Consider the following 26,191-nt stretch of genomic DNA (forward strand, 5'->3'; position numbering starts at 1 on the left):
GGGACCTACTGATTACAAGTCAGTTGCTCTACCAACTGAGCTATGCCGGCAACGGAGCGCTAATATACTGATGCGGTTCAGTGGCGTCAAGAAGCCTCAGCCTCGTTTTCTGCTGTCCGCTGTAGTAAAGGCGCGGAAGCCGGTACAATCAGAGTCCGGAATCCATAGCTCAAGGGTGCGCTTACGGCCATGCACGATGACAGTCTTTCACCCAACCCGCAGGGCGAGCTCATGCTGCGCATTGTGCCAATGATGGCTGATGCCAGCGCCAATGGCGATATTTCCGGGGGCTGGCTGGTGACCCAGATGGACACTGCGGCGGGCCTGATGGCCACCCGCATCGCGCGCGGGCGGGTCACCACCATGGCCATTGGTGAAATGTCATTTGTACGCCCGGTTCGGGTGGGCTCGATCGTGTGCTGCTATGCCCTGCTCAAGCAGACCGGCCGCAGTTCACTGCGGGTGTCCATTGAAGTATGGTGCCGCATGCCGGAAGAAAGCCAGCGGCGCAAGGTCACGGAAGCCGAGTTCACCTATGTCGCCATTGACGAGCAACGGCGGATCAGACCACTGCCTAACGGCACGCAGATGGCGTGAACGGGCCCTGAAGGCCGACTGTTTCAGCCGATGATTTCAAGCTTGGCAAACTGGTAGACCAGTTGCTTCACGCCCTCATTGGTGAAATTGACCTGCACCGTCGCATTGGGGCCATGACCCTCATATTGCAGGACTACACCCTCCCCGAAAATCGGATGTCTGACCAGCGAACCCAGCGGCAACACCGTGTTGTCCGCCGGTGCGACCGCCGCCGTGGATGAGGGGCGAGACAGACTGAGCGGTACGCGAATATCCTCGCGCAGATCCTCCGGTATCTCGCGCACAAAACGGGATACCGGATTGAAACTGTCCTGCCCGTAAAGTCGTCGGCTTTCGGCATGGGTGATGTACAGCTTGCGCTCGGCGCGGGTAATACCGACGTAGCAGAGACGCCGTTCTTCCTCCAGCCGCTCCGGGTCGCTGGAGGAGCGCTGATGCGGAAACAACCCCTCTTCCATGCCGACCAGAAAGACCAGCGGAAACTCCAGACCCTTGGCCGAGTGCAGCGTCATCAGGCTGATCGCCGCTTCATAGTCTTCGGCCTGATTGTCACCGGCATTGAGGCTGGCTTCGGCCAGAAATTCGTTCAGTGGATCCAGCTCCTCTGCCGCCTGATAGTTATCCAGCGCACTGAGCAGCTCCTGCAGATTCTCGACGCGCACGTGGCCACGCTCACCCTTTTCCGCCTTGTGGTAGTCTAGCAAGCCGGTCATGTCGAATACGGTCTGCGCCAGCTCGCGCAGCCCCAGCGCCTGCCGTGACTGCTGCAAGTCCGTCATCAACTGGAAAAACACACTCAGCGCCTGCAGCGCCTTGCCACTGACCATCCGCCGCTCGACGCTCAGGTGCGCCGCATCCCAAAGAGAGCTGCCTTCCTCACGCGCCAGTTGGCGGATCTTTTCCAGTGATTTTTCACCTACCCCGCGGGGCGGCACATTGACCACCCGCTCGAAGGCCGGATCATCCTGCGGGTTGGCCACCAGGCGGAGGTAGGCCAGGGCATTGCGAATTTCCAGGCGTTCGTAGAAGCGCATGCCGCCATAGATCCGGTAGGGTAACCGGGCGTGCATCAGGGCCTCTTCCAATACCCGTGACTGGGCATTGGAGCGATACAGAACCGCGATATCGTCGGCTGAATTACCGGATTCAATCCAGTTTTCTGCCTGCTCGGCTATGAATCTCGCTTCATCCTGCTCATTGAATGCCGTATAGACCTGCAGCGGCTCACCGGCGTCGCCGTCCGACCAGAGTTCCTTGCCCAAGCGACCCTTGTTGTGGTCGATCACCGCATTAGCGGCACGCAGTATGGTCTGGGTCGAGCGATAGTTCTGCTCCAGGCGAACCAGTTCGGCGCCAGGAAAATCATCGTGAAACTGCTGAATGGTTTCTACCCGGGCGCCGCGCCAGCCATAGATAGACTGGTCGTCATCGCCGACCACCATCAGGTTGCCCTGGGTGCCCAGCAGGATGCGCAGCCAGGCATATTGAATGGTGTTGATGTCCTGAAACTCGTCGACCAACACATGGCGAAACCGCTGCTGGTAATGCTTGAGCAGGGCCGGATTGTCCCGCCACAGTTCATGCGCCCGCAGCAGCAGTTCGGCAAAGTCGACCACGCCGGCCCGGTTGCAGGCGTCCTGATACGCCGCATAGACCTGTTGCTGCGCCTGCTCGAAGGGATCCGAGCTGGGCGCACTATGCTCGGCGCGACGGCCCTCGTCTTTCTGGTCATTGATGTACCACTGCATCTGACGCGGCTCCAGGCTGGAGTCTTTCAGGCCCAGCTCTGTCAGCAGTCGCTTGATCAGGCGCAACTGATCATCACTGTCCATGATCTGAAAAGCCCGGGGCAGCCCGGCTTCGAGGTGATGCTGGCGCAGCAGTCGATGTGCCAGCCCGTGAAAGGTACCGATCCACAGCGGATCAACCGGCTGGCCCAGCAGCTCCTCGACGCGGGTGCGCATTTCGCGTGCGGCCTTGTTGGTGAAGGTGACCGCCAACAGGCCGGTGGGCGCTGCCTGTCCGGTTTCCAGCAACCAGGCCATGCGATGGGTCAACACCCGTGTTTTGCCACTGCCCGCCCCGGCCAGCACCAGCAGATGCTGCGCATCTGATTTGACCGCCTTCTGCTGGGGTTCGTTGAGGGTGGCAAGACGCTCGAGTATGGACATCGGAGACTCCGTGCAGGAAAAGCAATAAACGATGACAGCCTGATCTGGCAGCCCGGAGTGCCGGCGACTACAGTTAGAACTGACTGTCGCGCATTCTAACGAAGCTGTATGGACATACAAGGCCGAACATGAAACCGCTGCCCACTGAAAGTGGCCGTACCCGCGCCACCCCTCAAAATTCACCGCTGCGTGTCTGGCAGCGGCTGTTGCCAGGGCTAATACTGTTGCTGACCGGCTGGGGCCTGCTGTTCTGGCTGAGCGCCCCAGCCGCAGTCTGGGCGGGTGTGACGCTGCTGGTGCTGGCGGCGGCGGCAGCAATGCTCTGGCATCAGCAGCGGCAACTGCAGCAACTGTATGACGACCAGGATCAAATGGCACGCCAGATTGACCGCAGAGCACGCGAACTGGCAGCCAACAATCGACAGCTGACCACCGAGATCAGGCTCAGGGACGCCTACACGGAAGCCCTGATGCAGAATGACCAGAAACTGCAAATGGCCATGCAGGCGAGCCAGCTGGCGGTCTGGGACTGGGACATCGGCCGTCGTCATTTGCACATCAGCGGCCCGGAACAGGGGTTTGGTCAGTTACAGCAGGGTGTCATGCGACCGCTTGCGGACTATGTCCATCCGGACGACTTCAGTCGGGTGCGACAAGATCTGTTGCAACACCTGCGTGGCCATACCGCAAGATTGACAGTGCGCTATCGTAATCGCGAAGAGCCACCCCGCTGGCTTGAGGACACCGGGCGTACGATCGCCTATGACGCACGCCATCGCCCCAGACGCATGCTGGGCACCCGCCGGGATATTACCGAAGAAGTGACCCAGCAACAGGAGCTGACGCTGGCCGCCAGCCTGTTCAGAGACAATCTGGATCCCCTGCTGGTGCTGGATCGGAATTTCAGGGTCAGTGCGCTCAATCCGGCTTTTGCCGCCATGCTGCGCCGTTCTCAGGAGGACTGGAAAGGCCACCTATGGGCCGACTGCAGCAGCAGCCGGATAGCCAAGACCATTGTCGAACGACTGGCAGAACAGGGGCACTGGGAAGGGGAGCTGCTGGAGCAGCGATCGGACGGGCAGAGCTTCCCGCTGCACATGATGTTCCGGGCAGTCATCACCGACAACATGGTCAGCCATTACCTTGGGTTCGGGCGTGACCTGGCACAGACAGACGGCGCTCGGCGGGCTCTCGCCAAGGGGCACTATGATCCATTGACGGGGTTGCCCAATCGCAGCTATTTCCATCAGCAGCTCGACTATTACCGGCGCATGGACCACCTGCCGGATCAGCAGGTCGCCATCGGGCTGCTCGACATTGACCAGTTCAGTGCGCTCAATGAGAGCGAAGGACATGCCATCGGTGACCTGTTGTTGCAGGATCTGGCGGCCCGTCTGCATCAGTACGGGGCGCCATTGATGATGGTGGCTCGCCTGGGCGGCGGCCACTTCGGGCTGCTGTTCTCGCATTTTGAAACGACTATGCGGTTGCGCCACCTGGCGGATCAGATTGTTGCGGACATCCATCGCCCGATGCTGCTGGACCAGCACGAAGTGTTACCGACCGCCTCACTGGGGCTGGTCATGCTGACCGCTGACAATATTCATGAGTGCCTGAACGAGGCCGGTATGGCACTCGAGCAGGCCAGACGCCAGGGCGGCAATCAGGTCCATGTTGCTGCCGATCTGCACCGTAGCGCCAGTACGCGCAAGGCGGAATCCCTGGCTGCCCTGCAGAAAATCCTGAGCTGCCTGGAGACCCCCTTGCGTTACCGGCCTCAGGTTCGCGGTGCCAGTGGCGACATTGTTGGCATCCGGGTCAGTACCGTGCTGGACTATACCGATTTAGGAGAATTCAGCACCGAGCCACTTTATGCTCTGGCCCAGGAAAAACGGCTTGAGGAAAAGCTGTACCGGCAAATGCTGCGGGATGCCTGCGCTTGCCACGTGCAGTGCGCCGAGGCCACGGATCGGGAAGCCCTGATCCTGTCGTTTCCGCTTAATGACCGCCTGCTGTTCAACGAACACCTGCGCGAATTGACAGAGGGAGTACTGGAGGAGTTCGGCATCCCTCCCTCGCTGCTCGAACTCAGTGTCCCGGCCAGAGCCTTGCAGCGCGATCGTGCACTGGTACAGGCCCAGATGAATGCCCTTCATCGCTCCGGCATACACCTGGCGCTGGAAGATGCCGAGGCCTGGCCCGTAGCTCTGGGCCAGCTCACACAACTGCCGGTGTCAGTTGTTCGGGTGGCCTGCACCGAACCTACGCAATTGCGCTTATTGACCCGCATGGGTCAGGAACTGGGCTGGGGGCTGACCATCAATCGGGTGAACAGCTTCGCGGACCTCCGGCTATTGGCAGATCTGCAGCCTGACCGCACCGAGGGCGACCAGATAGGACACACTCTGGCTGCCGGAGATCTGGTCAACTTTGTACGACACTTTCAGCCGTCGGCAGAACAGCCGCGAATGCTGCACTGAGCCCGTAACCACCGCGCCCTGTCGTTAACGTCAGCTAAATGTGACGATGTCCACGCAACTGATGCATTTTTGGTTTGTTCGGGCCTCGCCTTTGAACTAAACTTGGGACAGATGCAGGAAGCACAACAGGGCTATCCTGCGCTGTCAGAAGAAGAATAAACGGGTGCGCTCAGTGAGCAGGGTGCGTGCCGACCCAACAAGGAGTCTGTTCATGTCGACAAATCTGTTTGAGGTCGAACTGGCCAATCTGGAAGACGACCATCTGCACAAAGCAACGGAAAGCAGTGAGAACAAACGACAGAACAATCATCGCAGGCTCGCCGCCAGGCGCGCTGTTGAAGACCATCTGGAACGGCAGCGACTGCGCCAGGAACTCGACGACTGGGATCTGGAACTGCTCTGATCAGGTCAGGGCGTCAAAGACCGAGACGCTGTCGACTTTGACCCCCTGGCTCATACACCGGTTTTAATCCGCGAGCTCCAATGCCAGCTCACGCGCAATCCGCAGCATGTCCTCATTGGACTGCACGCCCGGCATACCACTTTCTACCATGTAGCGACCATTGACCATAACTGAAGGTGTGCCGCGTACCTGTGCACTGGCGGTCAGGTTCTGTGCGACGCGGATCTTCGTCTGTACAGAAAACGAGTTCATCATTTTCTGAAAATCATCCGCGCTGACACCCTTGTCTTCGAAGAAGCGCACCAGTTCACGCTCATTGCGCATGTTGTTCCCGTTGACGAAGATCTCGTCATAGAGCGCCTGATGCGTGCTCTCGGGCATATTCAGAAACTGCCAAGCGTAAAAGGCCCGACCATGCAGCTCGTGCACTTCGCTGAAAGTGGCGGGGATTTCCTCAAACGCCAGATTGTCCGGCAGGCTTTCCTTGAACTCCATCACGGCTGGTTCCAGATTGTAGCAATGAATACAGCCGTACCAGAAAAATTCGTGAATGATGCCATCCTTGCCACGTGGAATGGACACATTGACGGGAGAACTCAGAGCGCGGTAGTGGACACCTTCTTGCAGGTGGTCTGCGTGCGCGGAGGTCATAGCTGTCAACGCAGCCAGCAGTACTGACAGCAACAGGAAACGTCTCAACATAGCTGGATACCCGAACTACTTTATTGTCTTTAGGACGCCGCGGAGAGCGGCGCCAGTGGTGGCCCATCGGGCCTGATGTGTGCTTGACCCGAGTTGGGATTATGGGCTATTTGGGCATAAAAAAGGCGGATGGTTCCGCCTTTTTACAGTTGATTTATAGAGCGCGGGAGCACTGATTCAGTGCAAACCCTGAAGATAAGAGGCGACAGCCTCGATCTCGTGATCGCGCATCCGATAAGCCACTGCACGCATCTTGCGTGTCTGCCCATCTGTCATGCGGGCGTTTTCACTGGGCTCATCAGCACGGTGCCCGGCCCGGTAAGCTTCCAGCTGGCGAATGGTGTAGTCCGCATGCTGACCCGCTACCCGCGGGAACCCGGCTGGCGCGTTGCCCTGGCCCTGGGCGCCATGGCAGGCCATACAGGACATGACGCCGCTCTCTTCTATACCGGCACGATATATTTGGCGCCCCAGTTCGACCAGGTCCGGATCTGCTTCACCGAAAGTAGGCTCCTGCTCTGCATAAAAGGCAGCCAGGTCGCGCATGTCCTGTTCACTCAGATCGGCAGCAAAACCCTGCATCAGAGCATTGACGCGCTGCCCGGATTGATACGCCTGTAGCTGCTCTACAAAATAGCGCTCGTTCTGCCCCGCCAGACTCGGGTTGGCAGGATCTGAACTGTTGCCGTCTGTGCCGTGGCATCCCGCACAGGTCTGAGACAGCTCTTCACCGCGCTGCGCATCAACTTCAGCGAATACCAGGCCAGACAACCCTGCAATGGCCAGAGCGGCCGCGATGGTTCTTTTCATCATGCCGTGATCCAAGTTATTGATTATGGCCGGTAGTTTACCGACCGCCGGTCATGCGGGCAATTCAGACGGGCAAAAAATACACTCTTAATTGCCAGATAGTCTCCAAATCAGTCGTCAGACGAGTCCTGCAGCAAGCGCTGCGGAATCATGTACAGGACAGCTTGCTCGATATCCTCGTAGGTGCAGTCCCGGCAGAAACCTCTCGCCGGCATTCGTCCGCGGCCGTCCCAGGCATGATCGACCAATTGCTCCAGCGTGTACTCTTCGAGCAACGACCGCCAGTCGCCATGGTTCTGCGGTCGGGGGGCATTGCCGGCACCGGACTGGTGACAGGACAGACAGTTCTGCTCCACGGTCTGCAATGGGTCTTTCAGTTGTTCCGCCCCGACCGAGTGCACGGCACCCAGCACACTCAAACCGAACAGCCACACAGCCATCCGCCGCCGGTCTCCATTTCTGTTAAACTGTGGCGCTGCAGCTACCAGCGACCATCGGCGTACAGGAATTTTGCTCAATGTCAGATACCCTCAATTTTGCTCAGGCCCGTTTTCTGACCAGTGCGCCTGGTCTTGCCCAATGTCCTCCGGATCAGGGGGCGGAAGTGGCTTTTGCCGGTCGCTCCAATGCAGGCAAGTCCAGCGCCCTGAACACCCTGACCCGCAATCATAAACTGGCTCGCACCAGTAAAACGCCCGGTCGGACCCAGTTGATCAATTTCTTTACGCTGCAGACCGAGGCTGTCCGTCTGGTGGACCTCCCCGGCTACGGCTATGCCAAGGTGCAGAAGACGATCAAGCAACAATGGGACGCCGAGCTGGAAGCCTACCTGCAGGCCCGCAAATCATTGATCGGGCTGGTTCTGCTGATGGATATTCGCCACCCCTTCAAGGAGTTTGATCAGGCCATGCTGCAATGGTCCGTGGATGCAGAGATCCCTACCCACATTCTGCTGACCAAGGCCGATAAACTGAAAAAGGGGCCGCAGCTCAATGCCCTGCAGGCCGCCCGCAAGGGCCTCGCCAATGTGGATGATCTGGTCACCGTGCAGACATTTTCGTCGTTGCGCAAAGAAGGACTCGACACCCTGGAGCAGCAACTCAGTACCTGGTTCTCGCCCCACCTGCCGCCCGCCGAATAACCCTCAGCCCATCATGGCGAGCAGTCGCGGCAGATAGAGCTCCAGATAGTGATCGGCCAGTAGCGCTGTAAACAGCCACAACAGATAGGTAATCGAAAAGCGGAACGTCGGCATGGCATGGCGCTCATCCCGATACAGTTTGCACGCCCAATGGATGAACCGGATGTTCAGCAGCATGGCCACGACCAGATAAAGACGCCCGGCTTCCAGAATCAGGTAGGGCAACAGTGTCACTGCCGTCAGCAAAATGGTGTAAAGCAAAACAAACAACTTGGTATAGGCGACGCCGTGCGTCACCGGCAACATGGGGATATTCGCCTTGGCGTAGTCTTCACGCCGATGGATGGCAAGCGCCCAGAAATGCGGTGGCGTCCAGGCAAAGATAATCAATACCAGCAGCAGCGCCATGGGTTCAATCTGGCCTGTTACCGCAGTCCATCCCAGCAGTGGCGGAGCTGCACCTGCCAGCCCGCCAATCACGATATTCTGTGGTGTGGCGCGCTTGAGAAATCCGGTGTAGATAAAGGCATAGCCCACCAGGGCTGCCAGGGTCAGCCACATGGTGAGCAGGTTGGTACTCCACCACAGAATCAGACTGCCCGACAGGCTCAGTGCTGCCGCAAACCCGATACCCAGAGGCACGGACACGCGCCCGGTGGCCACCGGACGGCGCTGTGTGCGGGCCATCTTCTGATCTATCCGCTCGTCCATCAGGTGGTTGATGGCCGCCCCGGAGGCGGCCACCAGCGCAATACCCAGATTGCCGAACACCAGCACCTGGGGCGCAATCCAGCCGTCTGTCGCCAGAGCCATGCCGACCACCGCAGTGATCAGCATCAACAGCACGACTTTGGGCTTGCACATCTCCCACAGGTCGCGGGCCAGTGCTCCGCGCGTGGATCGGGCCACGCTATTGGTCATACGATAACTCCCGGTACATTCGGTACATGATGGTGGTCAGCACCATAAGCAGTACCAGTGCCACACCATTGTGCGCCGTCGCAGCCCACAGGGGCAGCGCAAAATAGACATTAATGATACCGAGTGCAACCTGCACTGTCAGTGTTGCTATCAACAATTTGGCAAGCGATTGTAAACCGGCGCGATGCACGCCCCACGCCAGCACCAGCATCAAGCCGGTGACGACCAGTGCGCCGACCCGGTGCACATAGTGAATTGCCGCGCGTGCCTCACCATCCAGTTGCCCGCCCAGGTAGTTGGGCCCGACGCTCTGGAAGATATCGAAGCCCCGAACATAATCGAACGGCGGGAACCAGTAACCCTGACAGGTCGGGAAGTCGGGGCAGGCCAAAGCGGCATAGTTGGCGGAGGTCCATCCGCCCAGCGCGATCTGAATGATCAGTGCCACCATAGTGATGACTGCAAGGCGCATGGACATGTATTTGGTATTGACCCAGCGCAGGCCGGGCTGCCAGCCGGAAAGGCGCAACGTCAGCAGCCAGAGCAGAGTCGCGGTCAGGAACCCTCCCAGCAGATGTGCCGTGACCACCTGCGGCCAGAGCTTCAACGTTACGGTCCAGGCCCCGAAAGCGGCCTGAATGCAGATGATGATGCCGATGGCGATCGGCAGCTTGATCGGCTGACCGGGTACGTTGCGATGGCGGAAGGTAATGTACCAGAGTCCCAGTACCATCAGTCCCAGAATGAAGGCAACATAACGGTGCAGCATTTCCGGCCAGATGATGTCGTGATCTACAGGAAACTCCGGCCAGGCCTGGTTGGCCAGCGAGATGGCCTCATCGGAAAGCGGTGCCCACAGATGGCCATAGCAGAACGGCCAGTCGGGGCAGCCCAGCCCGGCGTCAACCAGACGGGTATAGGCACCAATGGTGACCACAAAATAACTGAAGATCACGGAGATCAGGGCCAGCATGTAGCCGGGGCGAGACAGGGCCTTTCGCAGCATGGGTACTACACCTCTAACCTATTGTTGAGCGGCTGAGCAATTTGTTCATGTCGTCCAGTACATCCTCATAAGGGTTGTCGGAATCGAACTTCATCATGATGTTGCCGTTCGGATCGACAATGAACAACTGCAGGTCTTCGTCCATGGGCAGTGCCTGCAGATCACCCTGGCGCTCCTGGAGCCCCGGGAATGTTTCATTCAGACTGACCGGTTCGGGCGTCAGCAGCAAACGACTGACACGCGGACTTTCTCGTCCCAGTCGGATGTGGACCTGCTGCACCCAGTAAAGCATTTCTTCGCAGTCACTGTCGCAGCCGTTCTGCGACACCGTCACCATCCACCAACTGCGCTCGAGGTCATCAACCCCCAAGTCAGTGATGTCCAGAGGCGGCATGATCAGCTCGCCCTTGTTGGTCGTCGTCTCCGGCTGAAGCCAGCCCGAATAGTAAAGGCCGGTAGACGCCAGTATTACCAGCAATGGGGTAAGCAGCACAACCCAGAGTTGCACTGCCTTGTAACCGGGCTTGGGTGTCGCCTTTGCCATCATGTCATGACCTCATGGTATTCGTACGACCCCGCTTGATGCCCCAGGCCAGAAAACCCAGTACCAGAACTGACGCCAGACCGAACCACTGCACAGCATACCCGATATGGCGTTCCGGTGGCATGTTCACGGGATTCCAGATGTCTCTCAATACAGCATCATCCGGTGTCCGCAACTGGATCAGCGGAGTGCCGTCCCCCCAACGCTCATCGGGCACATCCGCCAGACTCTGCAGGCGCCACTGCCGAGGCGCCACTGCCTCGGCCTCCGCGGTCAGCCAGGGCGCTGCAGATCTCGGTCTGACTTCGCCTTGCATGGCCACCGGCTCCGCCAGACTGTCCAGGCCAGACACTGCCGGCAGTTCACGGCGCGACGCCAGGCCCTCTATCCACCCCAGGCCCAGCAGCAACGGTTCGTCAGTATCGCAAAGCGTTGCTGGCAAATAGACTTCATAGCCCACTCGGCCCTGCCAGGTTCTGTTGTCCAGATACCAAAGTTCGCCGCTCCAGTCGATGCAGGCCTCTATTTGGAAGCCGGCCTCTGGCGCCACCCCGGAGATCCACTCGACAGCCTCATTTGTCCGACTTTCAAGCACCGCGAGCACCTGTTTTTTTTCTTCCGCCCTGTTAAGCTGCCACCACCCGAGTGACAGGGTTATGGGCAGAAAGAACAGTACGAAAGCTGTCATGGCCAGACCCGGCTTAAACCGCATAACGGAGACCCTGTATGTTCAAGCTATTGCTGGCTGTTCTGTTACTGGCCATGGTTGGAGCCCTGGCAACGTCGGCGCGTCATCTATGGCGGGAAGATGGGGCAAAGACACTTTACTGGCTCTGGTGGCGAGTGGGTCTTGCTGTCGCCCTGCTGGTGGTGCTGGTGGCCGGCATCCTTACCGGCCAGCTCGATGTGCAGGCGCCCTGGTCGGGCACCTACTGATAGAGAGGTCCCTGCCTGTGGTCTGTATCAGAAGATATAGACCACGAAAAACAGCAGCACCCAGATAACATCCACAAAGTGCCAGTACCAGGCGCCCGCCTCGAAACCGAAGTGATCCGGCCCGGTAAAGTGCCCCTTCAGTACCCTGAAATAAAGCGCAATCAGAATGATGGTGCCCATGATCACGTGGATGCCATGGAACCCGGTCAGAATAAAGAAGGTTGATCCGTAAATTCCGGAATCCAGTGTCAGGCCCAGATGCGCATAGGCTTCATAATATTCGTAGGCTTGGAAACCCAGGAATATTACGGCCAGAACAATGGTGGCCAGCAACCAGTTTTTCAGCCCGCTGCGGTGCTCCTTGCGCAGCGCATGGTGCGCGAAAGTCAGCGTCACACTCGAGGTAATCAGCAGTGTGGTGTTGATCAGCGGGATGGTCCAGTGCATGGCTTCCTGCGGACCGGGTACCGCCTCCGGATTCGGGTTGACCAACAACGGCCAGGTATATTCAAACCCTTCATAGAGCATGCCGGTGGCCGCCTTGGCGCCTTCGCCGGCCATCCACTGCAGCTCGAAGAATCTTACATAGAACAGGCCACCGAAGAACGCCGCGAAGAACATGGCTTCGGAGACGATGAACCATTTCATGCACTGGCGATAACTGTCCTGCAACTGCTCGCTGTTCAGGCCCGCCATATGCTCGCGCGAGGTTTTGGTAAACCAGATCGTCAGGGTCGCGGCAAACAGGATCATGCCCAGAGAGAAGATCCAGACACCGGAGGTATTCTCCTGAATCCCGGCAACCTGCTGCAACCAACCGGCGCCACCCCAGGCCAGCAGAAACAGTGTAAAAGCCATCGCAATAGGGAGACGGCTTGATTCCGGAACATAATAGGCTGGTGTCTTGTCATGGGTTGATGACGACATCAGTTGGTCTCCTTGATGTCAGCCCGGGCATATCCTGGCATGTTGAACAAAGAATAGGACATGGCAATCGTTCTCACATCTTCAGGCAAACGCGGATCGACATAGAAAATCATCGGCATGTCGAGTGATTCGCCAGGCTCCAGAACGGTCTGTTCAAAACAGAAGCATTCTATCTTGTGGAAGTGTTCTGTCACCCGGTAAGGGCTGAGGCTCGGCACTGCCTGAACAGTACGCGTCTCGTCGCTGGTGTTGGTCACCCGATAGTGAATCGTGTGCTGCTGGCCCGGATGCACCTGCACCCGGGTATCCAGCGCCCGGAATTCGAACGGCATGTCTGTCTGCATGCTGGCCATGAACTGGACCCTGATATCCCGACTTTCATCGATCTCGGAAATCAGTTCAGTGGTCGGGCCCGTGGTGCGCCCGCCAATGCCGGTCACTTCACAGATCCAGTTGTACATGGGTACCAGACCAACAAAGACGAAGGCGACCATGGCAACGGACAACAAACCCAGTTGCGCCATTATTTTAATGTTCTTGGTATTGGACTTCTGCGCTGTGTCAGACATGACCATTCACCTCACTTGATTTCCGGTGGTGTTTCAAATGTATGGTAGGGCAGGGGGCTCGGCAGATCCCACTCCAGACCTTCGGCACCTTCCCAGGGCTTGGCTTCGGCTTTCTTGCCGCCCATGACACATTTGATGACGATGAACATGAACAGCAACTGGCTCAGACCGAAGAGGAAAGCGCCCATGCTGGAAATCATGTTGAAATTGGCGAACTGCAGCGGGTAGTCGGGTATGCGACGCGGCATGCCCGCGAGACCGACAAAATGCTGCGGAAAGAACGCCACATTGACGCCGACAAATGACATCCAGAAGTGCACCTTGGCCAGGCCCTCATGGAACATGTTTCCGGTCCACTTCGGCAGCCAGTAGTAGACACCCGCCATGATGGAGAACACGGCCCCGGGCACCAGCACATAATGGAAGTGCGCCACCACGAAATAGGTGTCGTGGTACTGATAGTCTACTGGCGCAATGGCAAGCATCAGACCGGAGAATCCGCCGATGGTGAACAGCACCACAAAGGCGATGGCGAACAGCATAGGCACTTCAAAGGTCATGGAGCCGCCGATCATGGTGGCCACCCAGTTGAAAACCTTCACCCCGGTCGGCACGGCAATGATCATGGTGGAGATCATGAAGAACAGCTGTGCCGCAAAGGGCATACCCACGGTAAACATGTGGTGCGCCCACACGAAGAATGACAGGATCGCGATGGCGGCTGTGGCATACACCATGGAGGCATATCCGAACAGCGGCTTGCGCGCGAAGGCCGGAATGATGGCGCTGATGATACCGAAAGCCGGCAGGATCATGATATAGACTTCAGGATGCCCGAAGAACCAGAACAGATGCTGGAACAGCAGCGGACTGCCGCCACCGGCAGCGTTGAAAAAGGAGGTCTGCGCGGTGATGTCCAGCAGCATCATGGTGATCAGACCGGCCAGTACTGGCATGACCATAATCAGCAGGAAGGCAGTAATCAGCCAGGTCCAGACAAACAGCGGCATTTTCATCCACGTCATACCGGGTGCGCGCATGTTCCAGATGGTGACGATGATGTTGATCGCACCCATGATGGACGAAGCACCCATGATGTGCATGGACAGGATGAAGAACACCGTCGAGGGTGGCCCGTAGGTCGTCGACAGGGGTGCATAGAAGGTCCAGCCGAAGTTGGGGCCACCGCCTTCCATGAACAGGGTGCTGACCAGAATCAGAAAGGCAAAGGGCAGAATCCAGAAGCTGAGGTTGTTCAGCCGCGGCAGCGCCATATCCGGCGCACCGATCATCAGCGGAATCATGTAGTTGGCCAGCCCGACAAAGGCCGGCATAACCGCACCGAATACCATGATCAGACCATGCATGGTGGTCATTTGGTTGAAGAACTCGGGCGCTACCAGGCTGAAACCGGGCTGGAACAACTCGGCCCGGATGACCATGGCAAAGGCACCCCCGAGCAGAAACATGGCAAAACTGAGCCACAGGTACATCGCACCGATGTCCTTGTGGTTGGTGGTGACAACCCAGCGCCACAGGCCCTTGGCCGGACCATGATGTGCGTGATCATCATGAGGAATAGCAGTCATCAAACGTCTCCTTTACTACTGTCCGGCGGTGTTTAGGGTTTCAGAGCCGGCGGCAGCAGTGTCGCCACGCTGCTCAGCAAGCCACTGTTCGAATTCGTCCGGCTCGACCACTTCCACAACAATGGGCATGTAGGCGTGATCGCGGCCACACAACTCTGCACACATACCGCGGTAGGTACCGGTTTCCAGCACGGTGGTATGTGATTCGTTGATGATGCCGGGAACTGCGTCCTTCTTGATGCCGAAGTCAGGCACCCACCAGGAGTGAATGACATCATTGGCGGTAATCAGGAACTTGACCGGTGTGTTGGCGGGAATTACCAACGGGTTGTCCACGTCCAGCAGATACCATTCGCTTTTTTCGGCTTCACCGCGGATTTCGAAACGCGGCGTAGACAGGGCAGAGAAGAACGAAACTTCATCGTCCGGTGAATCGGCGAGATAGGTGTACTGCCAGCGCCACTGATAGCCGTCAATTTTGACGGTGACGTCGGCATCCGGTGTGTCGTAAATCTTGGCCAGCGTCATGGTGGCGGGAATCGCCATCCCGATCAGTATGAACAGAGGTATAACAGTCCAGAGGACTTCCAGACGCGTGTTTTCATGCCAGGTGGCAGGCTTGGCCCCTTTGGACTTGCGAAATTTGAACATGGCCCAGAACATGACACCGAAAACGAGGACACCAATGACGGTGACGATGTAGAGCATCATCATGTGAAGGTTGTAAATTTCGTGGCTGATTTCAGTGACACCCCGGGTCATGTTGGTTTCCCAACCGGCAAGGGCGCCGCTGCTGGCCAGTGACAGAGCACTGAAGACCGCAGCCAGCAGGCTCAGGGGTCGCAGTCTTTTAAGCATTTTTACCTCGGCTAGATACGGCTAAACGGGTCGACTATCGGTATTCAGTGCGGCTTAAGCCGTCTTTACAATTGCAGGGCGGCCAGTCGTTTTCACAGAGACCTGCTCTGCCTGCAGACAGGGCGCCAATGCCCACCTTTCGCTCTCGACGCGGGAGTATATACGCGCGCGCCTCAATCTGACAGTCTTACGCGGGCCGCGAATACTGTAAAATTGTCAAACAAAAGTCAATCGGCGTAGAGTCCCGATATTCATCGAACTCTGTCAGGTTTTATCACGTTGCAGTCAAAATTGTCCTCGACACTGATCTGGCGAGTCTGGCATCTGGCCTGGCCGCTGATGCTGGCCAATGCCAGTGCACCCTTGCTGGGCCTGGTGGATACCGCACTGATGGGTCGCCAGCCTGACAGCCAGTATCTGGCCGCAGTGGCGCTCGGGGCCAACCTGTTCAGCATAGTGGCCTGGGGCTTCAATCTTCTGACCATGGCCACCAGCGGCAGTACCGCATGGATCTTCGGTGCCTCCGGTCTCGCCACAGCCGGCCAGTGGCTGCGACGTCTGGCGGGCTGGGTCGGACTGCTGGGCGTGAGCCTGATCGTGCTGTCGCCCTGGCTGATCGAGTGGGGCATCGGTTTTTATGCGCCAGAAGAATCCCTTGCCGATCATGTTCGCACCTATCTTGGCATCCGGGTCTGGAGTGCGCCTTTCGTGTTGCTCAACCTGCTGCTGGCGGGCTGGTTTATCGGCATCCAGCGCACCCGGGTCAACCTGATCGCGACATTGACCGCACAGCTTGTGAATATCCTGTTGAGTGTCTTTCTGGTACTGGGCCTTGGCCTGGGCCTGGAAGGCGTAGCAGCGGGTAGTGTCCTAGGAGACGCCTGTGCTTTTCTCGTGTACACAGGCTGTGCATGGAAAGTACTTGGATACACCAAAAGCCACAGCTTATCCACAGATCTGTCCACGCGGGTACCCAGTCTCAGTCACTATCTGGCGCTGGCCTTTCCGTTACTCATTCGGACCTTCACCCTACTGTTTGCCTTCAACTGGTTCGCCAGACTCGGGCTGCAACTGGGTCAGGACGTGATTGCAGCCAATGCCGTCCTGTTGGCGTTTCTGCTGGTTATCTCCAGTATTCTGGATGGCTATGCCAATGCCGCCGAGGCGCTGGTCGGCCAGAGTGCCGGGGCGAGGCAAAGACAGGGGGTTCAGGCTGCCATCATCGTTACCGGGTGCTGGTCACTGGGCACCGCCCTGCTACTGACTCTGGCGTTTGCCCTGAGTCATCAGATGCTGATTGGCCTGCTCACCGATCTGGAACAGATTCGCTCACTCGCCGGTGCCTATGCGATCTGGATGATCCTGATGCCTCTTTACACTTGGTGGGCTTATTGGCTGGATGGTGTCTTCATCGGTCTGCAGTGGGTCCGGGCGATGCGCAATGTGCTGCTGCTCAGTGTATTTGCCTTCTATCTGCCCCTGAGTCTGCTCATTCCGATCAGCAGCAACCATGTCATCTGGGCACTGTTTGCCGGCATGATGGCGTTGCGCAGCCTGATGATGGGTACCTTGGTCTGGCACCGCTGGCAAAGAATTACATAATTTAACCGACAGGTTAGGCAGCTATTTCAGACACCGGCTATAATTTCAGCGTCTTTCTCGCCTCTTACAGGGTGCACCCGGTATGACCATCACCGATGTGGAGTACGCCATTCTGCTTGCCCGCAGCTGCGACGAAGCCCGCCCTGATAGAGAGCGGGTTTACCGCCGGCAGGCCGAGAAATTGAATACGGATGCGACCAGTCTGTATGCCTACGTTTGTCGCTATATCGAGCAGTTGCCGGTTTCCCTGCGCACCGCGGAGGCCTCCGCTCGCGAGGGCGGGCTCGAACCTCTGATTATGCCGGTGACCCGGGCTGTTGAGAACTTTTTCAACAGCAAATGCGAATTGAGTGAGGAGGGCGGCCTACTGGCACTGCTGGATCGAGCCTATCTGGGCCACCGCCTGCTGGAAGAGCTGAATGACCACCTGCACGTGCGCCTGGGGCGCTTTATACTGCACATCGACATGACCGAAGCCAACATGCTGGCCCATCAGTTGATTGGTGAGCCCTATGCCAGTGAACTGGAAGGGGTTGTGCGGCAGAGTCTCGATATGCTGACCGACGGTCTTGAAGCTCCACCAGGGGTTGTCCAGCTGGCCGAAAGCGGGGGTTTGTGCCCGTTTCGGCCGCTGCAGGCACTGCGCCTGCGCCAACCCGGATAAGGGTGCATGCAATTGTCGCTTGCCCCGGCTCTGATGATCCACCTACACTGCTGGCATGAATGAATTTGACTGGCGGTGGACGCCGGCTACATCCGACCCCTTGGGTACCATGGTGATCTGCCATGGTATGGCGGAGCACCATGGCCGCTACGCCGGTTTTGCAGACTTCCTGTCCCGGCAGGGCTGGCATGTTCTGACCTATGATCATCCCGGACACGGCCGTCAGGCGAAAACACCGGGCCACCTCGGTGCTGCCGGCTGGTCTGCCATCAGCGACAGGCTGACCGTCATGCTGGCCCATGCCGCCGAGCAGGCGCCCGATCTGCCGCTTTGGGTGTTGGGCCACAGCATGGGTTCTTTTACCGTACTGGATCACGCTGCTGCCCTGCCGCTGCCAGCCAACTGCAGAGGCCTGGTGCTGGTGGGTACCAACTCTACCGATTCGGCGGGAAGCTATGTGCTCAATCGGCTGACTGCCCTGCTGAGCCGGCGTTATGGCTCGGAACATGTCAGCCCTCTGATCCAGAAACTGACCTTTGAGCAGTTCAACCGGTCTTTTGCACCGGCCAGAACCGAGTTTGACTGGGTATGCAGTGACCCTGCCGTGGTGGACGACTATAGGGCTGATCCCTGCTGCGGTTTTCGCTGCAGTGTGGGGTTCTGGCAAGAGTTCAGCAGCGTGCTCTACCGTCTGAGCCACAACCGTACACTGCGCCAGTTACCCAGGCACCTGCAGATACTGGTGCTGGCCGGCGGCCGCGACCCGGTCGGGCGCATGGGCAAAGGACCGACACAGCTTGCTGCGCGGTTGCGCAAACATGGACCAGGCGCCGAACTGAAACTCTACCCGACCATGCGCCACGAGATTCTGAATGAAAAGGACAAAGCCATTGTCTGGGCCGACATCGAAAAAATGGTGGCCGATTTCTCGGCATGACCTGAGGGAGGGTCGGAGACCTCGTGCCTGGCTTTTGCTGGTGCTGCTGCTGTTGCTGAGTGCGCCTGCCACCGCGGTGCTGACACTTGAAGGTGAGCGGAATCGCTATGAGTTGCACGAGCACGGCAGCGGGCTTTGGCTGGAGTCGTGGACCCCGGTAAGGGATCAGGACTGGCCGGAAGGGATATCACAGGTTCCGAATCAGGGCTGGTCAGAAGACATCTACCACTGGTACAGCACCATCAGCAATGAAAGCAACCAGACCACCTGGTATCTGCTCATTCGCAACCCCAGCCTTGACCTGATTCGCGTCTATCTGGACCTGCCTGACAGCGACCAGTATATCCAGCTCAGTGATTATCAGTCACCGGCCCAGCGCCTCTCGCCGGGTAATCATTTTGTCATACCGCTGCAAATCGAACCGGGCACGCGGCAGTCCCTCTATATCACCGGTACCAGTGATGACTGGCAATTTTTCCCCATGATGCTGATGGACCGAGCCGGCTATCAGACCTTTACCCAACAGGAAATGTTGCTGGTCGGAGCTGTAACCGGGCTGTTGCTGGCCTTGTTCCTGTTCAACCTGCTGCAGACATTGCTCAAGGGCCATTGGTCATTTGTCTGGGTGGCCATAAGCGCTATGGCCTGGCTGCTGCAACTTTGGTTCTGGTTTGGTCTGGGACATTTGTGGCTATGGCCGGACTCGCCCTGGATGCAAAACAATCTGTGGTACCTGCTGATTCCGCTAACCGGTCTGAGCCTGCTCGGATCGGTCATTGCGGCGCTCAGCGCCTTTCTGAAAAGAACACAGAAGCAACGACTGTACAGTGGCGCCGTTGCGGGCTTTGCCGTATTGCTGGTGCTCTACCTAGTGGTGTCACCCGAGCTGTTCCTGCTCCAGACCTGGGTCTGGTATACCGTCTTGGCGACTTTGATTCTGTTGCAATTGAGGCATACGCAGGCTTTGTATACGCTGCACCTGCTGCTGTTCGGCTATTCTGCGCTGGGCGGCATCTGGTTGGCTTACATGTCACTGTCGCCGGTTCTGCACACCCCGCTGCTGGCCCTGTTCAGCATTGCCTTTCTGTTGCTGACTGCTCTGCATTCCTTTGTCATCTATTGGCAGTTTCACCGCAACCAGCAGAAAGCCTGGGCCGACCTGCGGGCGCGCTCGCAGGCCTATGCCGATGTGGCCGATGAGCACCGAGAACAACTTGACCAGATTAGAGCCGCCGCGCAGCTAGGACAGAACTGGCGCGGGGCTTTGAATGCCAATATCGAATCGCGTCTGCATCAGGTGCACCATGCGGTCAAGAGTCTGCGCCATGAAGTACAGGCTGATGCGCGCCAACTGGCTCTGGACAGTGCCCGAAAGGCAACCCGTGACGGGCTGAGTTATGTGCAGGATCTGCAGAACCTGGAGCAATTGCTGACCCAGAACTATGAGGTCGAAGCGGAAGTGCTGGATCTCAGAGCTTGGCTGACCGGTTTTGAGGACTGGTTCGACGATCAGGAAGACCGCCACCAGGGCAGGGTGTATTTTCGGGCTGAATTGATGACACCGGATGTACCCCTGTTAGTCGGTCCCGACCGGACCCTGCAGATCATTCTGTTGCGGCTGCTGGACAACGCACTCGAGTACACCGAGAGTGGCTTTATCAAACTGATCATCGAGGTCGAAGGACAAACCCGTCACCGGGTGAATACCCGATTCGAACTTAGGGATTCAGGGCAGGGCATGGAAGAGGAATTGCTGGCAGAGATTCAGCGCTTCTGGCTTGAGGGCACGCCGCCCCCGGAAACCGATGCTCAGGGTCATCCGTCAGTCAGCCTGGGTTCGGGGCTGACCATCGCCCTGTTTCTGCTGCGTCGTCTGGGCGCTCGACTTCAGGTCCAGTCCACACCCGATGCAGGGTCCAGTGTGTGTTTCTGGCTCTGGATGGATATTGAGCATGATAATCAGGGCCAGAAGGCCGTTGAGCACTGGCTCATCGTCGATGAATCACCCGTGCTTTATCAGGAGGCGCGGGCGCAATTGCTGAAGGGTGTGGACATCTACTGGGTCAAGAATGGCCAGATTGGTCTGTCCCGCCTGCGCGAGCAGACATTCGATGTCATTCTGCTTGATCTGCAGGCGCAACTGGTCGATGGCATCGAGTTCACCCGCGCCTGTCGAGCCCGCGAAGACGGCAACCGATACGCCTGGATCATCGGCCTGGCACCGGAAGACAAGAGCAAGCTCAGTCAGCATGCCCGCCAGGCCGGGGTCAACGACGTGGTTGTTCGCCCGCGGAGCGATGCCGAGTTGCGGGCCTGGATTCGTCTGCTCATCAAGCGCATGTTCCGCAGCAGTGATCAGATCAAGTGAGGCACTGTGCTTACAGCGTTTCCAGCTGGCCGAGGTAGGACTCTGCCGTGTCCAGAATGGCTCGCTGCTGCTCCACTGGCTGCCGTCGCCAGTTGGCATAGACCAGCTTCAAGCGAGGATTGTCCTGCAAGCGCTCCTCATGCCGGTGCAGGAAATGCCAGTAGAGACTGTTCAGCGGGCAGCTGTCAGGGCCCGTGCGCTCCTTGACCTTGTACCGACAGTGCTTGCAGTAGTCGCCCATCTTGTTGATGTATTGCCCGGATGCCGCATAGGGCTTGCTGGCCAGCAGGCCGCCATCGGCATACTGACTCATCCCGCGGGTGTTGGGCAGTTCCACCCACTCGATCGCATCCACATAGATGCCGAGATACCAGGCATCCACTTCATCCGGATCTATACCCGCGAGCAGAGCAAAGGTGCCAGTCACCATCAGACGCTGGATGTGATGGGCATAGGCGTACTGCAGTGACTGATCGATTGCACCGGCCAGGCAGGCCATCCCGGTCTGACCGGTCCAGTACCAGCCAGGCAGGGGCCGACTGGCCTGCAGATGGTTGGTGCTCCGGTAATCCGGCATCTTTGCCCAGTAGAGGGCTCTGACATATTCACGCCAGCCCAGAACCTGCCGGATAAACCCTTCAACCTGCGCCAGAGTGATGTCATCACTATTGGCGCGCCAGTGATCCTCTGCTGCCCTGATCACCTCCAGCGGGTGCAACATCTTGGTATTGAGGGAAAACGATAGTCGACTGTGAAACAGGCTCCAGCCCCGGGTCGGCAGTGCGTCCTGATAGCGGCCAAAGTCCGCCAGACAGTAGCGCAGAAAATAGGCCAGCAACTGGCGCGACTCAGCGCGACTGACGGGCCAGATCAAACGCTCCGGGTCAGCTTCCCCAATCGTCTCCACCTGGTGTCGACGCAGGCGGTCTTCGATGGCCGACACATTATGAGCAAACTTTAGTGGCTCGGGCAGCTCAACCTTGTCCGGCAGGCGCTGGCGATTCTCGGCATCATAGTTCCATTGCCCACCTTCCGGGGTGCCTTCGGGTGTCAGCAATACCCGATACTCCTTGCGCAACGCCCGATAGAAATACTCCAGACGGGTGTTGGGATACTTGTTCCAGGCATCTCTTGGTGTAAGGAAGTGCTCACTGTCTACGCAGGTTACCGGACAAGGCAGCGTTCGGGAAAGTGCTGAGAGCTGCCGGTCGAGTCGGTATTCATCCGGCTGCTGGTACTCGAAACGCTCGATATCATACTTGCTGCAAAGAGCGTTCAGGAGTTCCGGCAGGCTGGCATGGTCTTTGGTATCGTCCAGGGTCAGGTGTAGTACTGCGTGGTCTGCCTGGGCAAGGGCCCGGGCAAAGGTCTGCATAGCGGCAAAGAAGGCGAGCACCTTCTGCCGGTGATGACGGACATAGCCCAGTTCCTGGGGAAGTTCCGCCAGCACATACAGCACATCCGGATCAACGGTGCGAAACCAGCTGTGCCCGGCATGGAGCTGATCGCCCAGAATCAGGCGCAGACAGGAATAGCGGCCTGCAGTGCTCATAGGGAGTCCACGGCCTGGTCGCTGTCATTGGCTCGGGACGCTGTTGGTCGCGCACGGCGGCAGCGGTCACTGCAGTAGCGCACCTGATCCCAGTCGCGGGCCCATTTGCGCCGCCAGGAAAAAGGTCGGCCACAGGTCTGGCAGGGCCGGGACGGCAAATCTGCCTTGTCGGTCGAGCGTCTGCGATTGCGGTTTTTCATCTGTACTCACGGAACAGCGGCGACAGTCGTCTTGTTGCAGGAGAACGCACGGAAGGCCTGACTGGATCAGTGCGGGCGGGCTACTTGCCGATACAGAAGGAACTGAAGATGCGACCCAGCAGGTCATCAGAGGTGAATTCGCCGGTAATTTCATTCAAGGCCTGCTGCACCTGCCGCAGGTCTTCCGCCACCAGTTCTCCGGCGGCAGCACCATGCAACTGGTCTTCGGCACTGTCGAGAAAGCCGGCCGCCTGTTCCAAGGCCTGCAGGTGGCGTCGGCGGGCGATAAAGCCGCCTTCTGTCGAACCGTCATAACCCATGGTCTGTTTGAGGTAATTGCGCAGGTCTGCCAATCCCTCTCCGGTGGCAGCGCTCAGTCGAAGCAACGGTGGCTCGGTCTGGGTCAGCCCTGGTGACTCACCGCTGAGATCGACCTTGTTGCGCACCTGCACAACAGGCAACTCCGGGGGCAACTGTGACCATAGCGGATCTTCCGCTTGGCTCGTGTCCAGGCAGGGTGTCTGCACACTATCCACAATCCATAGCACCAGGTCAGCCTGCCTGATCTGTACCCATGCCCGTTCTATCCCCAACTTTTCCACAGTATCTTCAGAGTCACGCAGCCCCGCCGTATCGATGATGTGCAAGGGCAGGCCGTCGATCTGGATGGACTCGCGAAGGGTATCCCGCGTGGTGCCAGCGATATCGGTCACAATGGCGGAATCCTGTCCGGCCAGCGCATTGAGCAGACTCGATTTACCGGCATTGGGTCGACCTGCGATCACAACCGTCATACCCTCCTGCAGCAGAGTACCGCGCCGTGCACTGGCCAGTACCGTCTGCAACTGCGCTTTCAGAGCCTGCAGGGAGGCCGCGACGTGGCCATCAGAGAGAAAGTCGATCTCCTCTTCTGGAAAATCAATAGCTGCTTCGACATAGATCCGCAGTTCAATGCATTGCGCTACCAGATCGGCAATGGATTGCGAGAACTCACCCTGCAGTGACCGCACGGCACTCCGCGCCGCCTGTTCCGATGCCGCCGCAATAAGATCGGCGATCGCTTCCGCCTGTGCGAGATCCAGCTTGTCGTTGAGAAAGGCGCGCTCACTGAATTCACCGGGACGAGCCAGCCTGGCACCAAGGGCCATAGCTCGTCTGAGCAACAGGTCGATTATCACTGGGCCACCATGGCCCTGCAGCTCAACGACATCTTCGCCGGTAAAGGAATGAGGGCTGGGGAAATACAGCGCTATGCCCTGGTCGAGCACCGAGTTGTCTTCGTCCAGAAAGGGCCCGTAGTGGGCATGACGCGGCGTCAGCGCACGCCCCGCTATCGTCTGACCGATCCGGGCGCTGGCCGGCCCGGAGAGCCGCACAATGCCGACACCGCCGCGTCCGGGCGGCGTGGCAATCGCGCAGATGGTGTCTTCAGTCGCCATCGGCTTTAGCAGCCGCCGCAGCCTTTTCGTCTTCTTTCAGAACACGCCAGTTCACGAACTGCTGCTGGGCGATTGAAATGCTGTTGTTGACCACCCAGTAGAGTACCAGACCGGCCGGGAACAGCAGGAAGAACGCCGTGAAACCGATGGGGAGGAATTTCATGATCTTGGCCTGCATCGGGTCTGTCGGCTGCGCACCCAGTTTCATCTGCAGGAACATGGTGGCCCCGAAGATCAGCGGCAGGATGAAGTAAGGATCACGCGACGACAGGTCCTGGATCCAGAAGATGAACGGCGAATGACGCAGCTCCACACTCTCCATGAAGACCCAGTAGAGCGCGATGAACACCGGCATCTGCACCAGCATGGGCAAACAGCCGCCCATGGGATTGATCTTCTCTTTCTTGTAGAGCTTCATGGTTTCCTGCGCCATCTTCTGGCGGTCGTCACCATACTGCTCTTTAAGCTGTGCCATTTTCGGCGCAAATTTACGCATCTTGGCCATAGACCGGTAGGCCTTGGCACTCAATGGGTAGAAGGCCATCTTGATGATCAGCGTCAGCAGGACAATCGTCCAGCCCCAGTTGCCGACATAGTCATGGATGAAGTTCATCAACTGGAACAACGGCTGTGCAGCCCACCAGAGCCAGCCATAATCCACGGTCAGATGCAGATGGTCAGACAGCTCGGAAAGCCGGTCCTGCAACTTGGGTCCGACAAACAGCGTGGTTTCCCAGGTCTGAGTGTCGCCGGCGGCAACCGTGCGCGCTGGAGAGGTGAAACCAGCGTAGTAGAGACCGTTGCTTTCGCGTGCGAAATAGCGATGTGTTTCATTTTGTGGCGGCACCCAGGCACTGACAAAGTAGTGCTGGAGGAAGGCTACCCAGCCACCGAAGTGAGTGTGGGTATGAGGGCGTCGATCCATGTTTCGAAAACTGATCTTGTCGTAACGGTCTTCTTCCGTGGTAGTGGCCACACCCAGAAAAGACGCCATCGCGAATCCGGCACCGCGGCTCGGGTCCGGGCTGCGATCACGACGCAACTGGCCGAACAGGGAATACTGCTGGCTGCTGTCGGTGACGTTGTTGATTTCGAACTCTATGCGAATGTCATATTCGCCGCGCGGGAACACGTAGGTCTTGGTGACTTCCAGACCGTTTTCCAGGACTTGGGTCAGCGGTACCCGCAACTCGTCTTCCCCATCGGCCATTTCAAACCGATCCTGCTCGGCGACAAAACGTCCGCTGCGAGTGATATCTCGATTGTTCTGGTCGAGCAGGCCGCTCTGGGCAATATAGCTGCGCCCAGTGTGACGTTCGAGCACTCTGAAAGGCGTATCATTATCGGCAGATACGGTGTAGTCGAGAAGGGCCACCTCACTTAGGTCGCCACCATCGAGCTGGATTTCTGCCAGCACCACATCTGTCTGGACCCGAATAACAGAAGAACCGTCCGCAGAAGAGGTGATCTGAGGGACACTGTCTCCGGGCGTTTCGGCCGGCTCTGCCTGACCTTCGGCCGCCTGGAATTCCGGCAGGACGTCTTCCGTTTCTGACGGTGCATCCTGTTCAGGAAGCTGGGCCGGTTCCGGAGATTGGGCAGCTTGGTCTGCAGCAGGTGTACGATCCTGAGTGCGCTGTGCTGAATCAAATTCAGACCATTGCAGCACCAGCAAATAGCTGACCAGAGCAAGGCCAATGATGGGGAACAAGCGACGCCAGTCCATGAAATGTCCTATCAGTTTTTTCAGGTTGGTAATGCTAACCCTGTATTCA

General features: G+C 58.1%; 25 protein-coding genes. 9 read left to right on the forward strand and 16 right to left on the reverse strand.

Annotation, left to right across the window (positions count from 1 at the left end; all coding sequences use genetic code 11):
* The first annotated feature begins 189 nt into the window (after positions 1-189).
* On the forward strand, positions 190-597 hold the full coding sequence (locus LAT62_RS07270) for a hotdog domain-containing protein (protein WP_293381222.1): 408 nt from the start codon (positions 190-192) through the stop codon (positions 595-597).
* A 23-nt stretch (positions 598-620) separates the two neighbouring features.
* On the opposite strand, the gene uvrD is transcribed toward LAT62_RS07270, so the two are convergent.
* Positions 621-2,768 carry a DNA helicase II gene (gene uvrD, locus LAT62_RS07275; RefSeq protein ID WP_293381225.1) on the reverse strand — a complete coding sequence of 716 codons (2,148 nt, stop codon included), beginning with the start codon at positions 2,766-2,768 and terminating at the stop codon, positions 621-623.
* 128 nt (positions 2,769-2,896) lie between these two features.
* Here uvrD and LAT62_RS07280 point away from each other — a divergent pair, with 128 nt between their 5' ends.
* Together LAT62_RS07280 and LAT62_RS07285 are read left to right on the forward strand one after the other, a co-directional pair.
* The gene (locus LAT62_RS07280; protein WP_293381228.1) at positions 2,897-5,248 is read left to right on the forward strand and encodes a diguanylate cyclase; all 2,352 of its coding nucleotides are present in this window, start codon (positions 2,897-2,899) and stop codon (positions 5,246-5,248) included.
* Positions 5,249-5,459: 211 nt separating this feature from the next.
* A complete protein-coding gene (locus tag LAT62_RS07285) occupies positions 5,460-5,651 on the forward strand; it encodes a PA3496 family putative envelope integrity protein (protein WP_293381231.1) in 192 nt (63 codons plus the stop codon).
* 63 nt (positions 5,652-5,714) lie between these two features.
* On the opposite strand, the gene LAT62_RS07290 is transcribed toward LAT62_RS07285, so the two are convergent.
* From LAT62_RS07290 to LAT62_RS07300, 3 genes are all read right to left on the reverse strand, one after another.
* Complete coding sequence (locus tag LAT62_RS07290; RefSeq protein WP_293381234.1) at positions 5,715-6,353, reverse strand: thiol:disulfide interchange protein DsbA/DsbL; 639 nt, start codon at positions 6,351-6,353, stop codon at positions 5,715-5,717.
* A 177-nt stretch (positions 6,354-6,530) separates the two neighbouring features.
* Entirely contained in the window at positions 6,531-7,166 is a 636-nt protein-coding gene (locus tag LAT62_RS07295) for a c-type cytochrome (protein ID WP_293381237.1), read from the reverse strand.
* 107 nt (positions 7,167-7,273) lie between these two features.
* A complete protein-coding gene (locus LAT62_RS07300; RefSeq protein WP_293381240.1) occupies positions 7,274-7,603 on the reverse strand; it encodes a c-type cytochrome in 330 nt (109 codons plus the stop codon).
* Positions 7,604-7,680: 77 nt separating this feature from the next.
* Here LAT62_RS07300 and yihA point away from each other — a divergent pair, with 77 nt between their 5' ends.
* Positions 7,681-8,304, forward strand: a complete 624-nt coding sequence (gene yihA, locus LAT62_RS07305) for a ribosome biogenesis GTP-binding protein YihA/YsxC (protein WP_293381243.1) — start codon at positions 7,681-7,683, stop codon at positions 8,302-8,304.
* Positions 8,305-8,307: 3 nt separating this feature from the next.
* Here yihA and cyoE read toward each other — a convergent pair whose 3' ends face one another.
* Genes cyoE through LAT62_RS07325 form a run of 4 tightly spaced genes read right to left on the reverse strand, consistent with a single transcriptional unit; the run spans position 8,308 to position 11,463 of the window.
* A complete protein-coding gene (gene cyoE, locus LAT62_RS07310) occupies positions 8,308-9,225 on the reverse strand; it encodes a heme o synthase (protein WP_293381246.1) in 918 nt (305 codons plus the stop codon).
* The gene (locus tag LAT62_RS07315) at positions 9,215-10,231 is read right to left on the reverse strand and encodes a heme A synthase (RefSeq protein ID WP_293381249.1); all 1,017 of its coding nucleotides are present in this window, start codon (positions 10,229-10,231) and stop codon (positions 9,215-9,217) included. The genes cyoE and LAT62_RS07315 overlap by 11 nt, the downstream gene beginning before the upstream one ends.
* A 13-nt stretch (positions 10,232-10,244) precedes the next feature.
* Positions 10,245-10,778, reverse strand: coding sequence for a hypothetical protein (locus tag LAT62_RS07320; RefSeq protein ID WP_293381253.1), 534 nt, complete (start codon positions 10,776-10,778; stop codon positions 10,245-10,247).
* Position 10,779: 1 nt separating this feature from the next.
* Positions 10,780-11,463 carry an SURF1 family protein gene (locus LAT62_RS07325; RefSeq protein ID WP_293381256.1) on the reverse strand — a complete coding sequence of 228 codons (684 nt, stop codon included), beginning with the start codon at positions 11,461-11,463 and terminating at the stop codon, positions 10,780-10,782.
* 38 nt (positions 11,464-11,501) lie between these two features.
* Between LAT62_RS07325 and LAT62_RS07330 the strand changes: the two genes are divergently transcribed.
* Complete coding sequence (locus LAT62_RS07330; RefSeq protein ID WP_293381259.1) at positions 11,502-11,711, forward strand: DUF2909 family protein; 210 nt, start codon at positions 11,502-11,504, stop codon at positions 11,709-11,711.
* Positions 11,712-11,738: 27 nt separating this feature from the next.
* On the opposite strand, the gene LAT62_RS07335 is transcribed toward LAT62_RS07330, so the two are convergent.
* From LAT62_RS07335 to coxB, 4 genes are read right to left on the reverse strand one after another with little or no spacing between them, the layout of a single operon-like run.
* Positions 11,739-12,638, reverse strand: coding sequence for a cytochrome c oxidase subunit 3 (locus tag LAT62_RS07335; protein WP_293381262.1), 900 nt, complete (start codon positions 12,636-12,638; stop codon positions 11,739-11,741).
* Entirely contained in the window at positions 12,638-13,207 is a 570-nt protein-coding gene (locus LAT62_RS07340; protein ID WP_293381265.1) for a cytochrome c oxidase assembly protein, read from the reverse strand. Before LAT62_RS07340 ends, LAT62_RS07335 begins: the two co-directional genes overlap by 1 nt.
* Positions 13,208-13,218: 11 nt before the next feature.
* The gene (gene ctaD, locus LAT62_RS07345) at positions 13,219-14,796 is read right to left on the reverse strand and encodes a cytochrome c oxidase subunit I (protein WP_293381268.1); all 1,578 of its coding nucleotides are present in this window, start codon (positions 14,794-14,796) and stop codon (positions 13,219-13,221) included.
* Between the two features lie 15 nt (positions 14,797-14,811).
* The gene (gene coxB / locus LAT62_RS07350) at positions 14,812-15,654 is read right to left on the reverse strand and encodes a cytochrome c oxidase subunit II (RefSeq protein ID WP_293381271.1); all 843 of its coding nucleotides are present in this window, start codon (positions 15,652-15,654) and stop codon (positions 14,812-14,814) included.
* 291 nt (positions 15,655-15,945) lie between these two features.
* On the opposite strand from coxB, the gene LAT62_RS07355 reads away from it, so the two are divergent.
* From LAT62_RS07355 to LAT62_RS07370, 4 genes are all read left to right on the forward strand, one after another.
* The gene (locus tag LAT62_RS07355; protein ID WP_293381274.1) at positions 15,946-17,256 is read left to right on the forward strand and encodes an MATE family efflux transporter; all 1,311 of its coding nucleotides are present in this window, start codon (positions 15,946-15,948) and stop codon (positions 17,254-17,256) included.
* Positions 17,257-17,338: 82 nt separating this feature from the next.
* Positions 17,339-17,920 (forward strand): hypothetical protein, encoded by a 582-nt coding sequence (locus tag LAT62_RS07360; RefSeq protein WP_293381277.1) that lies wholly within the window; start codon positions 17,339-17,341, stop codon positions 17,918-17,920.
* A 55-nt stretch (positions 17,921-17,975) separates the two neighbouring features.
* Positions 17,976-18,857 carry an alpha/beta fold hydrolase gene (locus LAT62_RS07365; protein ID WP_293381280.1) on the forward strand — a complete coding sequence of 294 codons (882 nt, stop codon included), beginning with the start codon at positions 17,976-17,978 and terminating at the stop codon, positions 18,855-18,857.
* A 40-nt stretch (positions 18,858-18,897) separates the two neighbouring features.
* Positions 18,898-21,225, forward strand: coding sequence for a response regulator (locus LAT62_RS07370; protein WP_293381283.1), 2,328 nt, complete (start codon positions 18,898-18,900; stop codon positions 21,223-21,225).
* A gap of 10 nt (positions 21,226-21,235) precedes the next feature.
* Here LAT62_RS07370 and LAT62_RS07375 read toward each other — a convergent pair whose 3' ends face one another.
* From LAT62_RS07375 to yidC, 4 genes are all read right to left on the reverse strand, one after another.
* Positions 21,236-22,777 carry a cryptochrome/photolyase family protein gene (locus LAT62_RS07375; RefSeq protein WP_293381286.1) on the reverse strand — a complete coding sequence of 514 codons (1,542 nt, stop codon included), beginning with the start codon at positions 22,775-22,777 and terminating at the stop codon, positions 21,236-21,238.
* Positions 22,774-22,977, reverse strand: a complete 204-nt coding sequence (locus tag LAT62_RS07380; protein ID WP_293381289.1) for a DUF2256 domain-containing protein — start codon at positions 22,975-22,977, stop codon at positions 22,774-22,776. The genes LAT62_RS07375 and LAT62_RS07380 overlap by 4 nt, the downstream gene beginning before the upstream one ends.
* Before the next feature lie 80 nt (positions 22,978-23,057).
* Positions 23,058-24,416, reverse strand: coding sequence for a tRNA uridine-5-carboxymethylaminomethyl(34) synthesis GTPase MnmE (gene mnmE / locus LAT62_RS07385; RefSeq protein WP_293381292.1), 1,359 nt, complete (start codon positions 24,414-24,416; stop codon positions 23,058-23,060).
* On the reverse strand, positions 24,406-26,142 hold the full coding sequence (gene yidC, locus LAT62_RS07390; protein ID WP_293381295.1) for a membrane protein insertase YidC: 1,737 nt from the start codon (positions 26,140-26,142) through the stop codon (positions 24,406-24,408). Before yidC ends, mnmE begins: the two co-directional genes overlap by 11 nt.
* Positions 26,143-26,191: the final 49 nt, after the last annotated feature.

This window comes from Natronospirillum sp. (assembly GCF_022565775.1).
In the GTDB taxonomy this organism is placed as follows: Bacteria; Pseudomonadota; Gammaproteobacteria; order Pseudomonadales; family Natronospirillaceae; genus Natronospirillum.

Excerpts from the sequence above, each read along its gene's own strand:
- mnmE (WP_293381292.1), bottom strand. The coding sequence starts at position 24,416 with ATGGCGACTGAAGACACCATCTGCGCGATTGCCACGCCGCCCGGACGC.
- LAT62_RS07290 (WP_293381234.1), bottom strand. The coding sequence starts at position 6,353 with ATGTTGAGACGTTTCCTGTTGCTGTCAGTACTGCTGGCTGCGTTGACA.
- LAT62_RS07280 (WP_293381228.1), top strand. The coding sequence starts at position 2,897 with ATGAAACCGCTGCCCACTGAAAGTGGCCGTACCCGCGCCACCCCTCAA.
- LAT62_RS07315 (WP_293381249.1), bottom strand. The coding sequence starts at position 10,231 with ATGCTGCGAAAGGCCCTGTCTCGCCCCGGCTACATGCTGGCCCTGATC.
- ctaD (WP_293381268.1), bottom strand. The coding sequence starts at position 14,796 with ATGACTGCTATTCCTCATGATGATCACGCACATCATGGTCCGGCCAAG.
- coxB (WP_293381271.1), bottom strand. The coding sequence starts at position 15,654 with ATGCTTAAAAGACTGCGACCCCTGAGCCTGCTGGCTGCGGTCTTCAGT.
- yidC (WP_293381295.1), bottom strand. The coding sequence starts at position 26,142 with ATGGACTGGCGTCGCTTGTTCCCCATCATTGGCCTTGCTCTGGTCAGC.
- LAT62_RS07375 (WP_293381286.1), bottom strand. The coding sequence starts at position 22,777 with ATGAGCACTGCAGGCCGCTATTCCTGTCTGCGCCTGATTCTGGGCGAT.
- LAT62_RS07300 (WP_293381240.1), bottom strand. The coding sequence starts at position 7,603 with ATGGCTGTGTGGCTGTTCGGTTTGAGTGTGCTGGGTGCCGTGCACTCG.
- LAT62_RS07330 (WP_293381259.1), top strand. The coding sequence starts at position 11,502 with ATGTTCAAGCTATTGCTGGCTGTTCTGTTACTGGCCATGGTTGGAGCC.
- LAT62_RS07270 (WP_293381222.1), top strand. The coding sequence starts at position 190 with ATGCACGATGACAGTCTTTCACCCAACCCGCAGGGCGAGCTCATGCTG.
- LAT62_RS07295 (WP_293381237.1), bottom strand. The coding sequence starts at position 7,166 with ATGATGAAAAGAACCATCGCGGCCGCTCTGGCCATTGCAGGGTTGTCT.
- yihA (WP_293381243.1), top strand. The coding sequence starts at position 7,681 with ATGTCAGATACCCTCAATTTTGCTCAGGCCCGTTTTCTGACCAGTGCG.
- LAT62_RS07325 (WP_293381256.1), bottom strand. The coding sequence starts at position 11,463 with ATGACAGCTTTCGTACTGTTCTTTCTGCCCATAACCCTGTCACTCGGG.
- LAT62_RS07340 (WP_293381265.1), bottom strand. The coding sequence starts at position 13,207 with ATGTCTGACACAGCGCAGAAGTCCAATACCAAGAACATTAAAATAATG.
- cyoE (WP_293381246.1), bottom strand. The coding sequence starts at position 9,225 with ATGACCAATAGCGTGGCCCGATCCACGCGCGGAGCACTGGCCCGCGAC.
- LAT62_RS07335 (WP_293381262.1), bottom strand. The coding sequence starts at position 12,638 with ATGTCGTCATCAACCCATGACAAGACACCAGCCTATTATGTTCCGGAA.
- LAT62_RS07380 (WP_293381289.1), bottom strand. The coding sequence starts at position 22,977 with ATGAAAAACCGCAATCGCAGACGCTCGACCGACAAGGCAGATTTGCCG.
- LAT62_RS07320 (WP_293381253.1), bottom strand. The coding sequence starts at position 10,778 with ATGATGGCAAAGGCGACACCCAAGCCCGGTTACAAGGCAGTGCAACTC.
- uvrD (WP_293381225.1), bottom strand. The coding sequence starts at position 2,768 with ATGTCCATACTCGAGCGTCTTGCCACCCTCAACGAACCCCAGCAGAAG.
- LAT62_RS07285 (WP_293381231.1), top strand. The coding sequence starts at position 5,460 with ATGTCGACAAATCTGTTTGAGGTCGAACTGGCCAATCTGGAAGACGAC.
- LAT62_RS07360 (WP_293381277.1), top strand. The coding sequence starts at position 17,339 with ATGACCATCACCGATGTGGAGTACGCCATTCTGCTTGCCCGCAGCTGC.
- LAT62_RS07365 (WP_293381280.1), top strand. The coding sequence starts at position 17,976 with ATGAATGAATTTGACTGGCGGTGGACGCCGGCTACATCCGACCCCTTG.